7 protein-coding genes are annotated in these 14,326 nt (G+C 71.3%); 5 read left to right on the top strand and 2 right to left on the bottom strand.

Going from position 1 to position 14,326, the window contains the following annotated elements; genetic code table 11:
* The first annotated feature begins 371 nt into the window (after positions 1-371).
* The 4 genes from FGE12_RS06650 to FGE12_RS06635 all read left to right on the top strand — a co-directional run bounded on the left by FGE12_RS06650 (position 372) and on the right by FGE12_RS06635 (position 11,278).
* Positions 372-3,749 carry a hypothetical protein gene (locus FGE12_RS06650; RefSeq protein WP_153865557.1) on the top strand — a complete coding sequence of 1,126 codons (3,378 nt, stop codon included), beginning with the start codon at positions 372-374 and terminating at the stop codon, positions 3,747-3,749.
* A gap of 8 nt (positions 3,750-3,757) precedes the next feature.
* Positions 3,758-10,198: a toxin TcdB middle/N-terminal domain-containing protein gene (locus FGE12_RS06645; RefSeq protein ID WP_153865556.1), complete on the top strand. Its 6,441-nt coding sequence runs from the start codon at positions 3,758-3,760 to the stop codon at positions 10,196-10,198.
* Positions 10,199-10,260: 62 nt separating this feature from the next.
* The gene (locus tag FGE12_RS06640; protein WP_153865555.1) at positions 10,261-10,584 is read left to right on the top strand and encodes a hypothetical protein; all 324 of its coding nucleotides are present in this window, start codon (positions 10,261-10,263) and stop codon (positions 10,582-10,584) included.
* Positions 10,585-10,690: 106 nt separating this feature from the next.
* Entirely contained in the window at positions 10,691-11,278 is a 588-nt protein-coding gene (locus FGE12_RS06635; RefSeq protein WP_153865554.1) for an SET domain-containing protein-lysine N-methyltransferase, read from the top strand.
* A 63-nt stretch (positions 11,279-11,341) separates the two neighbouring features.
* On the opposite strand, the gene FGE12_RS06630 is transcribed toward FGE12_RS06635, so the two are convergent.
* Both FGE12_RS06630 and FGE12_RS06625 read right to left on the bottom strand, forming a co-directional pair.
* Positions 11,342-12,115: a ferredoxin--NADP reductase gene (locus tag FGE12_RS06630; RefSeq protein WP_153865553.1), complete on the bottom strand. Its 774-nt coding sequence runs from the start codon at positions 12,113-12,115 to the stop codon at positions 11,342-11,344.
* Positions 12,116-12,183: 68 nt separating this feature from the next.
* Complete coding sequence (locus FGE12_RS06625; protein ID WP_153865552.1) at positions 12,184-12,726, bottom strand: hypothetical protein; 543 nt, start codon at positions 12,724-12,726, stop codon at positions 12,184-12,186.
* A gap of 89 nt (positions 12,727-12,815) precedes the next feature.
* On the opposite strand from FGE12_RS06625, the gene FGE12_RS06620 reads away from it, so the two are divergent.
* The gene (locus FGE12_RS06620; protein ID WP_153865551.1) at positions 12,816-14,318 is read left to right on the top strand and encodes a carboxypeptidase M32; all 1,503 of its coding nucleotides are present in this window, start codon (positions 12,816-12,818) and stop codon (positions 14,316-14,318) included.
* Positions 14,319-14,326: the final 8 nt, after the last annotated feature.

Genomic DNA, 14,326 nt, shown 5'->3' with positions numbered 1-14,326 from the left:
GAAGGGAATAGTTCATGTACCGCGCAAAACCGTATTTCCTCGTCGCGCTCCTGGCCCTCGCTGCGTGTGGGGGCGGCGCCGGACCCAAGACGGGTCCCGAGCAGACGTCCGATACCTGCGCCGAGGGGCGGGCGTGCCCGCGCGCCTGTCAGGACCGGACTGCCTGCGCCCCGGGCGAGGAGTGCGCGGGGGGCTTCTGCGCGCAGCCAGTCCCGACCAGCACGGCCTACGTGGCGTGCGCGGTGGACGCCGACTGCGGACGCGGAGATGCATGCTCGCTGGGCGTGTGCGCCCACGAGTGCGTGAGTGACCGCGACTGCGGCGATGCCCGCGTGTGCACGAACCGGGGCCGCTGCACGACGAGCGAACAGGTGACCGCGGTCCCTGCGCCGCCCCCGCCGCGCCCTGCGGCGCTCGTGGCCTCCACCGAGTCGCTCCAGTTCCCGGGCGCGGTCCGCGAGCAGACCTTCACCCTGACGAACAACGGGAGCGACGGCGCTCCGCTCACCTTCCGCATCCTCAGCGACTCTGCGTGGGTGAGCGCGGAGCCCGCCGCGGGGAGTGTCAGCGGCAGCCCCGTGAGCATCCGCGTGCGCGTGGATGCGTCCCTGGCCGGGACGGACGCCGAGGCGCACCTGCGCGTCAACTCCACCGCGGGCATCGCGAACATCGCGGTTTCCAAGGACCGCGACCTGAGCGGCCAGTACGCCGGCGACCTCGAGGTCACGCAGCCCTTCGCCATCGCGCGCTCCACCCTCACGATGCACGTGCTCCAGAGTCCCGACGGCACAAGCCTCACGGGCTTCGTGGATCCGGAGACCTCGCTGCTCTTCCCTTCACAGGTGGGCGTGGCGGGCACCATCGGTGCGGATGGCAGCGTCGAGCTCACCGTCATCGTCGCGGGGGCACCGGGCTCGGTGGCGAACCCCAGCTACCCGCGCCCCTTGCGCCGCACCATCACCCTGCGCGGCACGGTCAGCCCCGAGGGGCTCTTCGAGGGTGACTTCGTGGACTCGCTCAGCGGCCCGCGCGCGAGCGCGACTGTGGACGTGGGCGGCCACTTCCGCCTGCGCCGCGTCGGTGAGGCCCGGAGCGGGCAGGCCACGGCCGTCCCGGACCTCCCCACGCAGCCGCTCACCTCGCCCTTCACCGCGACCGAGCGCAGCAACTGCTACGCGAGCTGCCCCAACGTGGTCGGCGCCAACTGCAGCACGCCCCTGGGCCGCGGCAAGGCCTACCTCGCTGCCGCCGGCAGCTTCTACCGCGCCTTCCAGGCGACCCCGGACGGCCAGAGCCCCTACCAGACCATCCTCAACGGCTCCTGCGGCGGCAGCGCCTGCATCAACCTCTCCCAGGTCCGCTGCGCCCAGCTCGTGTTCGAGGACGTGCTCACCGCGCCGGTGAGCTCGCCCATCACCACCGCGCAGCAGGATGCGCGGGACCAGGCCTCCCGCGGCCTGCTGGACACCTACGAGATCCCCGCGGACTACTACCAGCTGCGCGGCTCGGAGGACTTCGTCAGCATCTTCGAGCAGTGGAAGTCGCCGGACACCACCTCGCTGGACACCGAGGTGCAGTCGCTCAAGAGCGCGTACATCCTCTACACGGCGGGCGTGCACAGCTTCTCCTCCTCGAGCTCCGTGACGATGCTGGACCCCTGGGCGCTGGAGCTGCTGCTCGGGCCCATCGGCGAGGAGCCGCTGCGCTCCGGCCAGAGCTTCCTCCCCGAGCTGCTCGGCGACCTTGCCGCCGACAAGAGCCGCGGCAAGTTCGAGCACCTGCGGCGCGTGGCGCTGGGGGTGAGCGGCGCCTTGCGCACGCGCCTCGAGCTGGTGGACCGGCTGCACCGCCTGGGACCTGCACGCCTGACCGAGGCCCGCACCACCGCCCGCTCCGGGGCGCTTCAGGGCTACATCGACCTCGCGCTGCTGTCGGCCGTGATGTCCCGGGCCCAGGTCACCCCCGCGGAGCTCGCCGAGCTCGGGGCCGTGCTGCGCGACTTCCAGGCGCTCTCCGCCCGCTACGACGCGCTGGCCACGGGACGTAACCCCGCCGGCTACACGCAAACCTACGTGCCCTTCTTCTTCAAGCCCGGTTCCGCGCGCAACGACAGCAACTTCCTGCAGATCTACGCGGATGCCGCCGGTACCTTCACTCCCGCGGCCATGGCCGACGCGGACAAGGCCCGGACGAGCAGCCGCGAGTTCGAGGCGAGCCAGGACGCGCTGAGTACGCAGATGCTGGCGCAGCTGCAGCAGCTGCGCAGCCAGCTCAACGTCCTGTGCGGCTCGAGCGCCGTGGCCACCTGTGGCGGGTCTGGCAGCCAGTTCGACAACGCGAAGCGCGAGGTGACGGCAGCGAACGAACGCATCCGGCTGCTGCTGCAGCGCGTGAGCAACCTGCACGAGGAGATGCGGATCGAGCGCGACCGCGCCCGGCGCAGCGTCGGCATCAACGAGCTGGAGGCGACCCTGATCATGCAGGACGGCCGGCGCCTCAACGCGCTCGAGGACCAGGAGGCCGTGATCGACTCCGTCGCGGCGGTGTACCAGGCCGCCGGCAGCCTCATGACGGGCCTCGCCAGCGGCAGCATCAAGGGCGTGTTTGGCATCTTCGGCGCCGCACTCTCCTTGGAGGGGCAGCTCGTCTCCATCACCGGGCACGCGCAGATCGACAAGGCGCGCAACGAGCTCGCAACGCGCCAGCGCGCCCGCGTGGAGTTCAACCAGGCCCAGGAGAAGCTCATCAACAGCGCGGCGCTGATCCAGACGAAGATGCTGGAGAGCTACACCCTGAGCATCGAGCTGGAGATGGCCCGCGAGAGCCTGCTGCAGGCCGTAGCCTCGGTGACCGGCACGCTGCGCCAGGCCCAGCTGGTCGAGGACCAGATCGCCCAGGTGTCGAAGCAAGGCGCCTCGACCGCGTACCGCCTGCTCACCTTCCGCATGTACGGGAACGCGGCGACGATGCAGGCACTGCGCACCTATCGGCGGGCCATGGACTGGGCCTACCTTGCCACGCGCGCGCTCGAGTACGAGCTCAACGTGAGCTACGGCCCGCGCGAGACGCTGTGGCAGAAGCGCACGGCGGCCGAGGTCAACGCCTACCTCCTCGACCTCTACGACTACTACACCCACAGCTCCACCGTGCCGCTGCAGGGCAACGTCGACGTGGTCAGCGTGCGAGACACGCTGCTCGGCCTGGGCCAGCCGCTGCGTGATCCCGTCACCGGCAAGGAGTACAGCCCCCGCGAGCGCTTCCGCCGCTACGTAGCGGACCCGGCCCACCGGGATGCGCAGGGCAACCTGAGCCTGAACTTCGAGACCACCCGCCCGGATGCGCCCCTGTTCTCCCAGGCCGTCTGCAACGACCGCATCCTGAGCGTGCGCGCGAACCTGGTCGGGGACAACCTGGGTGCCGGGGTGACCAAGGCGGTGATCCGCCTCACCCACGGTGGCACCAGCTACCAGCGCAACTGCGACTCGCCCTTCGACCTGGTCCCCTACAACCTGCTCGACGATGCGCAGAGCCCGCGCGTGGCGCGCGTGGAGGCGGGCATCAATGCCTCCAACCCGCTCGCCCCCACGCCGAACACCGACCTGCTCTTCCGTCCGCTGCTCGCCGGTCCCTGGACGCTGAAGATCAACCAGGACACCCGCGTGGAGACCGCCAACGCCGGGCTCGACCTCGCGGGGCTCGACGACATCGAGCTCATCTTCGAGCACTCGTCCAAGACCATCCAGCAGTAGGAGCACGCATGTCGCGCCGTCTCGTGTTCGGGCTCACCCTGCTGCTGGGGGTAGGCCTGGCCCTCCCTGCGCGCGCCGACAAGTCCGGCACGCGCCCCAACGTCCTCTCCGTCCCCTCGGGCCCTGGCAGTGTGGCGGGCCTCGGGGAGTCGTTCCAGGTCCAGCTCAACTCCGGCAGCATCACGGAGGCCGTGGCGCTGCAGCTGCCGCCCGGCACCGGGGGGCTGACGCCCTCGCTCGCGCTCACCTACGACAGCGGCGCGGGCAATGGCCCGGTGGGGCTGGGGTGGGCGCTGCGCGTCTCCAGCGTGCAGCGCATGACCGAGCGCGGCCTGCCGCGCTACGACAGCTCCGACCGGCTCCTGCTGGACGGGCAGGAGCTGGTGCGGGTGGCGCAGGACACCTGGCGCCTGAAGAACGAGGGCGCCTTCCTGCGCGTGCGCCGCAGCGCCGAGGGCTTCGAGGTGGACCTGCCCTCCGGCAGCGTGCGCCGCTACGGCCTGGACGCGGGCTCGCGGGTGGAGGGAGAGGCGGGCGCGTTCGCCTGGTACCTCGAGGACGAGATCGACGTTTGGGGCAACCGGGTCAGCTACTTCTACGAGAAGGACGGCGGGCTGCCCTACCTCGTGCGCGTGGCCTACAACCGGCGGGCGGGCGCGGCGGACAACCGGGTGGACTTCGCCTACGAGGCGCGCCCCGACGCGCTGACGGACTACCGCTCCACGTTCCGCGTGACCACTGCGCGCCGCCTCAAGAGCGCGCGGGTGTTCGCGCTGGGGCAGCAGGTGCGCCGCTACGAGCTCGCCTACCGCGCCGGCACGGACGTCTCGTTGCTCGAGTCCCTGCAGATGTACGGCGACGACGACCGCACCGCGCTGCCTCCGTTGCGCTTCCAGTACAGCGAGGCTCCCACCTCGCTCGTCGGCCTGCAGACGCTCGCGGCCGCTCCCGCGAAGCTGCCTGGCAGCGACGCCGACACCGAGCTCTCGGACGTGGACGGCGACGGCTTCCCGGACCTGCTCACGGCCGCGAGCGGCGCGCACGCCTACTACCGCAACCTCGGCGCCGCGCGCTTCGCCGAGCGCCAGGACCTCCCGGCGAGCCCGTCCGTCGCACTGGGCACCAGCGGCGTGGAACTGGCGGACGTGGACGGCGACGGGCTCGTGGACCTGCTCGCGCGCACGGGCAGCACGTCGCAGGCGTTCCGCTACTTCCCCAACCTCGGGCAGGGGCGCTGGGAGCCCTCGGTGGTGCTCGCCAACAACCCCTCGTTCGTGCCCGAGGACCCGCAGACGCGCTGGGTGGACCTGGACGGCGACAAGCTGCCGGACGCGCTGCGCCTCACCCCCACGAGCGCCACCTGGTGGCGCAACGGTGGGGCAGGGGGTTTCTCACAGGCCCAGTCCCTGCCGCTGCCTCCGGGCGGCACGGCGCTGGACTTCGCGGACGGGCGCGTGAAGCTCGCGGACCTCAACGGGGACCGGCTGCTGGACCTGGTCTTCGTGCGCACGGGCTCGGTGCTCTGGTGGCCGGCGCGCGGCTTCGGCCTCTTCGATGCGCCCGAGTCCCTGCCCAACGCGCCGGACGTGGGCAGCGCCGGCGAGGCGCAGCTGCAACTGGCGGACCTCACCGGAGACGGCCTCGCGGACCTCGTGCGGGTGGACGCGGACCACCTGGACCTCTGGCCGCTGCAGCCCGCCGGGGGCTTTGGCCCCGTGCGCTCGCTCGCGGGGACGCCCTCCACCAACGCGCGCCTCACCCAGGTGCGCCTGGGTGACATGAACGGCAACGGCACCACGGACGTGGTGTGGCTCACGCCGAGCGCGGACCCGGACGCGCGCGTCACCTACCTGGACGTGACCCGCGGCCTGCGCCCCAACCTCCTCACGCGCGTGGAGAACGGGCTGGGGCTGGTGCGCACCCTGCGCTTCAGCACCAGCGCGGATGCCTACGCCGCGGCGCTGGCGGCGGGCCACCCGTGGACCACCCGCCTGCCCTTCAGCGTGCAGGTGCTCGCGGAGAGCACCCTCGGCGACTCGCGCGGCGGCCTCTCCACCACCCGCTACACCTACGCGCAGGGCCACTACGACGGCCGCACCCGCGAGTTCCGCGGCTTCGGCCAGGTGGAGGTGCGGGCGCTCGGCGACGACGCGGACCCCACCGCGGTGGAGCAGCACACCTATGACCTGGGGCTCGCGAGCGAGGCGCTCAAGGGCCGCGAGCTTGCCCGGGAGCTGGGCACCGAGGACGGCCGGCTCTTCGTGCGCGAGGTGTGGACCCATGCACCGCGGGTGTACGCCGCGGGCCTGGACGGCGTGGACTGCGTGGGCGTCGAGCTGACGGCGCACGAGACCTCCCGCTTCGAGGGAACGCAGACCCCGGCCGTCACGCGGGAGGAGTGGGAGTACGACGGGTGGGGCAACCCCACGCTGCAGCGCGACTACGGGCTGGTGGTGGACGGAGACCCCCTGGGGGGCGGAGACGAGCTGTTCGTGCGCCGCACCTTCCTGAACGACGCGCAGGGCTGGGTGCTCGGGCGGCTGCAGGAGGAGCGCGCGGAGACCCCCGCGGGCGTGCGCCTCTCCGCGCGCCGCCTGTACTACGACGGGCCCGACTTCGAGGGCCTGCCGCTCGGCCAGCTCACGCGCGGCCAGCAGACGCGCGAGGAGCGCTGGGTGGAGGCCGACCGTTGGGTGAGCGCCCAGCGCGTGGCGCGCGACCCCTACGGCAACACCGTGGCGATGCTCACGCCGCGAGGCGCACGGCGCAGCGTGGAGTACGACCTGGCCACGCACACCTTCCCGGTGCGAGAGCACGTGGTGGGCGCCGAGGGCGGAGAGGGGCTCACCTTCCAGGTGGACGTGGTGCCGGGCCGCGGGCTCGTGCGCTCGTTCACGGACGCCAACGCCGCCACCGTCCGCTATGCCTACGACGCGCTGGAGCGACTGGTCGCGCTGGCGAAGCCCGGCGACACGCTGGAGCTCCCCACCTTCCGCTACCGCTACGGCCTTGCCTCTCCGCTGAGCATGCGCACCACGGAGTCGCGCACCGTGTCAGGCCAGGACACGGTGCTCACGGCGCTCTCGTACTACGACGGCCTGGGCAGGGCGCTGGCCACGTACACCCAGGCCGAGCACGGGCAGTGGGAGCTGTCCGACCGGCGCGAGTACTCGCGCCGGGGCGCAGTGGTGCGCGAGTGGGACGAGGCGCTCGTGGCCTCCTCGGGCTTCGTCGAGGCCCCGCCCCAGACCTCCGCCGTCCTCCACGACTACGACGTCCTGGGTCGCGAGATCCGCACCATCTATCCGGACGGCCTTCGCACCGAGACGCGCTACGCGCCGCTGAGGCGCGAGCTGTGGGACGGCGAGGACCTGAACCCGGCTTCCCCCTTCCACGGCACACCGCTCGTGCAGGAGCAGGACGGCCGCGGGCGCACCATCGCCGTCACCGAGGACGCCGGCAGCGCTCGCCACGTCACCCGCTTCAGCTACGACGCCCTGGGACGCACGCTCGCGGTGGTGAACGCCGCGGGGCACGCCACCCGCTACCGTTACGATGGCCTGGGCCGCCTGCTCGAGCTGCAGCACCCGGACGCGGGCACACGCCGCTTCGGCTACGACGACGACGACAACCTCGTGGACTGGCAGGACGCCACGGGGCAGCACCTCCTCAAGACCTACGACGGGTTGGGGCGCCTGCTCACCGAGCGCCACCTGCGCCCGGACGGAGCCTCCGCGGGAGAGCTGCGCTACCACTACGACACTCCCTCGCCTCGCACGCCGGGGGAGTCCGCGGCCTTCGCCCGTGGCCGGCTCACCTGGGTCGAGGACCTCGCGGGCCAGGAGCACTTCGCCTACGACGCGCGCGGCCACCTGGTGGAGGACCTGCGCGTGGTGGACGGGCGCGACTACCGCACCCGCCAGCGCTACGACAACCTGGACCGGGTGGTGGCGCTCACCTACCCGGACGACACCACGCTCGACTACGTCTTCAACGAGCGCGGGCTCCTGGCGAGCGTGCCCGGTGTGGTGCGCAGCATCGATTACAACGCCGTGGGGCTCGCGGTGCGCCGCGAGTACGCGAACGGCGTGGTGGCCACCGCCGAGTACGATCCGCACGACCGCGTGCGCGCACTGCGCAGCACCGATGCTGCCGGCAAGACGGTGCAGGGGCTGGAGCTGCAGTACGACCGCGCGGGCGCGCTCACCCAGGTGCGCGACAGCGTGCACCCGGACGGTGGCTACAGCGCCTCGCGCAGCTTCGTGTACGACGCGCTCCAGCGGCTCGAGCGCGTGTCCGGTCCGGCCGGCAGCGCGAGCTTCTCCTACGACGCCGTCGGCAACCTGCTCGCCAAGAGCGACCTGGGGGCCTATGCCTACGATCCGCAGGCGCAGCCCAACGCCGTGCGCAGCGTGGGCGGCCGCCCGCTCACCTACGACGCGAACGGAGCGGTGACCTCTGCCTTCGGGCGCCGCTTCACCTACGACGTGCAGGGTCGCCTCACCGAGGTGGCCACCGACAAGGATCTCACCCGCTACGCCTACGACTACGAGGGCCACCGCACGGTGAAGCGGGTGACGGCCGGCGGCAAGGAGCACACGGTCGTCTACGTGGACCGCTTCAGCGAGGAGCGGGACGGGCAGCTGGTGAAGTACGTGTACTCGGGAGACGTGCGTCTCGCGCGCATCGGCGGGGGCACGCCGCGCACCGTGACGGCAGTGGCCGCGGCGCATCGCGCGGTGGGGCAGGGGCTCTCGGCGCTCTCACTGCTCGCGCTGGTCGCAGGCGGCGCCCTCTTCGCCGCGACCGGCGGACGCGGGCGCTGGGCGCGCGTGCTGCTCGCCGGCGGCATGGCGGCAGCGCTCAGCGCGTGTGGAGGTTCGCCCAGGGGGCAGCCTCAGCCCGAGGGTGAGCCGGACGCCATCTACTACGTCACCGATCACCTCCAGAGCTCCACGGTCCTCACGAACGCTTCGGGCGCAGTGGTGTCCGAGGCCGCGTACGACGCGTGGGGCCGCCAGGTGGTGGGCACCGACGAGCCCTACACCTTCACGGGACACGAGTGGGACGCGGAGGCCGGTCTCTACTACTCGGGGGCGCGCTACTACGATCCGCAGCTGGGCCGCTTCCTCACCCCGGACACGGAGGTGCTGGGCAACCCGGGCCACGGCGTCGCGGACCCGCAGGTGCTCAACCCCTACGCGTACGCGCGCAACACGCCCACGAGCCTCGCGGACCGCGACGGCCGGCTGCCGCACATCCTGGTGGGCGCGCTGGTGGGCGCGACCATCAGCACCGGCATCTACCTGGTGAAGGGGGCCATCAACGGCGAGGCGTACACGGCGCGCGGCGTGCTCGCTGCGGCCGCGAGCGGCGCCGTCACCGGCGCCATCACCGCGGCCACGGGCGGTGCGAGCCTCATCATCCAGGCGGGGGCGGAAGCCGCAGGCTCCGCTGCCTCGGGCGTCATCGAGCGCGGCATCCAGACGGGCAGCGTCAAGGCGGCGTTCAACACCGAGGCGATGACCCAGGACGCCGCGGCAGGCGTCATCGGCTTCGGTCTGGGCAAGGCCGCCTCGGCCGTGGGCAAGAAGGTGCTCGGTGCGGTGTCCAACCGCTTCGGGAAGGCGGCGCAGCTCGCGGAGTCCGCGCCCGGCTGCTCGGGTGGCTCCTGCGGTCTGCCCGGTGGTGGCTGCTTCGTGGCTGGCACACCGGTGCTCGTCGCTGGCGGTGAGCGGGTGCCCATCCAGAGCGTGCAGGTGGGTGATCAGGTCTGGGTGCCCTCGGAGGATGGGACCGACCCGACGCCCGTCGCGCACACCGTCACGCAGGTCTCCCACCGGCAGACGGGCTGGCTGGTCGACGTCACGCTCGAGAATCTCGCGGGTGAGACCGAGGTGGTCGCGGCGACGCCCGAGCACCGCTTCCGCCAGCTCGGCGAGTGGGAGCTGCGCTGGACGCAGGCGCGCGAGCTGCGCGTCGGAGACCAGGTCCTCGCAGCAGGTCTGCCGCTTCGGGTGGCGGCCGTCAGCGCTCGCGCGGGGCACTTCGACGTCTTCAACCTAGAGGTGGAGACGGCGCACGCGTACGTGGTCGGTGACACGGGCGCGGTGGTCCACAACGGGGCGGCGAGCTGTGCCAAGTCGGCGGCGACGGCTAGCAACTATCGCGATCGCTTCGTCAAGGCGCGCCCAGATCTTCCGGCAGGCTTCGAGGTTCATCACAGCCTTCCTCAGAAGTATGCGGAGACGCTCGAGGGAGCGGGCATCAACATCCACGATCTCCAATTCCTTCGAGGCGTCGATGACAAGACGCACAACGTCATCACGAACATGTGGAATAAGTTCGACAAGGCCAACAAGGGAAACCCGACGGCTGCGCAGATCGCCGACTTCGCTCAGAAGATCGACAAACAATTCGGAGACAAGTTCGTATGGCCCGGTTTCTAAACGACCAAGCAAAGGTCAGAGACGCCTTCCTCCAGGATGTCTCTGCCGCTGTGCACCGGTGGGTGGCTCGCACGGCGCAAGAGCTCACGGAGCCTGGCGCGGATCACTCGCTGTCTGCGAATCCGGATGCGTTCGAGCGCATCTCGGCGGCGCTGCGGACTGCCGGCGTCACGGCGAACGACGTGGCCTCGGTTCAGCTGGAGGCGATGTACGGGCTTACCCACTCGCTGCTCGCCATCATCGACGGCGCAACCAAGATGGCGGAGGTCCAGCGGGTGTACCTGAGCACCGACGAGGAGGGCTCCATCGGTGAGGGCTTGCACGAGTTCCTGCCCGAGGCACTGCAGCTGGACGAGCACCTCGAGCGGCTCAAGCAAAGTAAGTAGGCCGACTGCGGCGCTGGCGCGGCTCGCCCGCCTCTGTCGTCTCCTGCGCAGGCCGTCCTGTTCGTGACGGTGGACTCCCGGCGTGCTCGCGCTACCGTGCGCGTCCATGCCGGCCACGTCCAAGAAGAAGCGTCCCGTGAAGAAGCCGCTCGCCGCGATCCCTCCGGCCGTTGCGCCCTTCGAGCTGCGCAAGAGCCACATCCAGGGCCGCGGCGCCTTTGCCACCCGCCCCATCAAGAAGGGCGAGCGCTTCGTCGAGTACACCGGCGAGCGCATCAGCCAGAAGGAGGCGGACAAGCGCTACGACGACAGCCGCATGGAGCGCCACCACACCTTCCTCTTCAGCGTGGACGCGCGCACCGTCATCGACGCCACCCACACGGGCAACGACGCGCGCTTCATCAACCACAGCTGCGCGGGCAACTGCGAGGCGGTGATCGACAACCGCCGCATCTTCATCGAGGCGCTGCGCGACATCGCGCCGGGTGAGGAGCTCGCCTACGACTACGGCTACGAGCGCGGCGAGCCCGAGGACGACGCCGAGCTGGAGGCCCTGTACCCGTGCCGCTGCGGCGCGCCCGAGTGCCGCGGCACCATCCTCGCGGCACGCAAGGAGGCGCCGGCGGCGAAGACCGCGAAGGCGAAGAAGGCCCCCGCGAAGAAGAAGTCCGCGGCGAAGAAGAAGCGGAAGTAGCGACAGGGCGGGGCGCGGTGCAGCCCGGGCTCCAGGCCCCGGGCTCCCGCGCCGCGCACACCCTCAGCGCTCGACGAAGGCCTTCTCGATGAGGAACTGCCCGGGCTCGCCCGGGTCGCCCATCTTGAAACCGCGCTCCTCGAGCAGGTTCTTCGTGTCCGCGAGCATCTCGGGGCTGCCGCACAGCATCGCGCGGTCCTGCGCCGGGTCGAACTCCGGCAGCCCGATGTCCTGGAACAGCTTGCCGCTGCGGATGAGGTCCGTGATGCGGCCGCTGTTCTGGAACTCCTCGCGCGTCACGCTCGGGTAATAGATGAGCTTCTGCTTCACCAGCTCCCCGAAGAACTCGTTCTTCGGCAGCTCGTGGATGATGAGGTCGCGGTAGGCGAGCTCCTCCACGCGGCGGCAGGTGTGCGTGAGCACCACGCGCTCGTACTGCTCGTAGATGGTGGGGTCCTTGATGATGCTCATGAAGGGCGCGAGCCCCGTGCCCGTGGAGAGCAGGTACAGGTTGCGCCCCGGCAGCAGGTGGCTGGGCACCAGCGTGCCCACGGCCTTGCGGCTCACCAGCAGCGTGTCGCCCTCCTTCAGGTGCTGCAGGCGGCTGGTCAGCGGGCCGTTGGGCACCTTGATGCTGAGGAACTCGAGGTGCTCCTCGTAGTTCGCGCTCACCATGCTGTAGGCGCGAAGCAGGGGGCGGCCCTCCACCTCGATGCCGATCATCGTGAACTGGCCGTTCTCGAAGCGGAACCCCGAGTCGCGGGTGGTGACGAAGGTGAAGAGCGTGTCGGTCCAGTGATGCACCTTGAGGACGCGCTCGTGATTCAGGCTGCTCATTGCGATGTGCTCCGCGCAGGGGCCGCTCTCGGGCCCCGGCTGGGTGATGGGGGCGCCCTATACCCCGTCTACTTGTAGGGCACCACGGTTCCGCCCCGGTGCGCCGAGTCGCGCAGCACCAGGCCTTCCTTCGCCAGGCGGGCCGTCCTGGGGCCCACCAGGAACTCCTTGGGGTCGCCCTTGCGGAAGGTCTTCTTCATGTACTCGTGGATCTCCATGAAGAGGCGGCGGAAGCGATCCGGGGCCGCGTCGCGCCGGCCGGTCTGCGGGGTGATGTCCAGCTCGGCCCACAGCTGGCCGCTCAGGAGCTCGCCCTCTTCGTTCAGGCGGCAGCGCTCGTAGAAGATGACCGGGCTGCGCACCTCGTCGATGCGCCAGAAGCCCTTCTCCTTGCCGCGCTTCACCGGGCTGACCTCGGCGGGGCCGATCTCGCTGGCCACCAGGTACAGGTCCTCCTCGGGCAGCCGCTCGAGGTTCTGCTCGTTCGCCCGGAAGGTCTCCCAGTCGGGGGGCACGCGGCGCGGGTACACCTCGAGCACGTAGCGGCCCAGCTCCCGGAAGAAGGCCCGCTCGTCGTCGGGGGCCATGAAGAACTTCTGTACGTGCGCCATATGCGGCCTCCCCATAGCGCAAAACGGCCGGCGTCAACACCCGTGCCTATAAGTCCAGCTTCCGCCCGCACTGCGTTAAGAGGAGGCCCATGGACCGCACCTTTCCCGCGCTGCTCGGCCGGATGCAGGAGCTGAAGGATCTCTCGGGCGTCATCGGCCTGGCCACCTGGGACCAGGAGACGTACCTGCCGCCCAAGGCAGAGGGGGCGCGCGCCGCGCAGCTCGCCACGCTGCAGGGGCTCTACCACGAGCGCCTCGTGGACCCGCGGCTCGGCGAGGTGCTCGCGTGGGCGCGCGAGGCGCCCGGCCTGGACGAGGACGCGCGTGCGATGGTGCGGGTGCTCGGCCACGAGCGCGAGCGCGCGGTGCGCGTGCCCGGCGCACTGGTGCGCGCGCTCGCCGAGGCGCAGAGCCACGGGCTCGCCGCGTGGCGAATCGCTCGCAAGGAGCGCTCCTTCGCCCTCTTCCAGCCCGCGCTGCAGCGCCTGCTCGGCTTGCGCCGCGAGATGGCGGATGCGTGGGGCCACGACGGCGAGCGCTACGACGCGCTGCTCGAGGGCTACGAGCCGGGGATGCGCGTCTCGCGCCTGGGCCCGGTGCTCGCGCGGCTGCGCGACCAGCTCGTGCCGCTCGTGCGGGCCATTGCCGAGAGCCCCCGCCAGGTGCCGGACCTGTTCCAGGGCCGCACCTTCGACGTGGAGGCACAGTGGGCCTTCAGCCTGCGGCTGCTGCGCGACATGGGCTTCGACCTCGAGGCGGGGCGGCAGGACAAGAGCATCCACCCCTTCACCGGCGGCACGCACCCGAACGACGTGCGCCTCACCACGCGGCTCGAGGAGGGCAACCCCTTGCCCGCGCTCTTCGGCACCATCCACGAGGGAGGGCACGGCCTCTACGAGCAGGGCTTCGCGGAAGCCCTGCACCGCACGCCGCTCGCGGCCGCCGCCTCCATGGGGCTGCATGAGTCGCAGAGCCGGCTCTGGGAGAACGTGGTGGGGCGCAGCCGCGCCTTCTGGGGCCACTACTTCCCGCTCCTGAAGGCCGCCTTCCCGAGCGCGCTCGCGGACGTGGACGCGCAGGGCTTCTACGCCGCGGTGAACCGCGTGGCGCCCTCGCTCATCCGCGTGGAGGCGGACGAGGTCACGTACAACCTGCACATCGTGCTGCGCTACGAGCTGGAGCTGCTGCTGGTGAAGGACCAGCTGCCGCTCGCGGAGCTGCCGGCCGCCTGGAGCGAGCGCATGGAGCGCTACCTCGGCGTGCGCCCTCCGGACGACACCCAGGGCGTGCTGCAGGACATCCACTGGGCCTGGGGCGAGTTCGGCTACTTCCCCACCTACGCACTGGGAAACCTGTACGCGGCCTCGCTCTACCGCGCGGCGCAGCGGCAGGTGCCGGGGCTCGAGGCGGGCCTCGCCCGTGGCGAGCTGCGGCCCCTGCGCGACTGGCTGCGCACGCACGTGCACCAGCACGGCTACCGGCTGCCCGCCGAGGAGCGCGTGCGCCGCATCACCGGCGAGGGGCTCACCGACGCGGACTTCCTCGGCTACCTGCGCGAGAAGTACGGCGCGCTGTACGGCGTCGCGCTGTGACGCGTCCT

It is taken from the genome of Aggregicoccus sp. 17bor-14 (assembly GCF_009659535.1).
Taxonomy (GTDB): domain Bacteria; phylum Myxococcota; class Myxococcia; order Myxococcales; family Myxococcaceae; genus Aggregicoccus.
The sequence above is the reverse complement of the archived record's forward strand: the minus strand, read 5'-3'. Positions and strand labels throughout refer to the sequence as shown.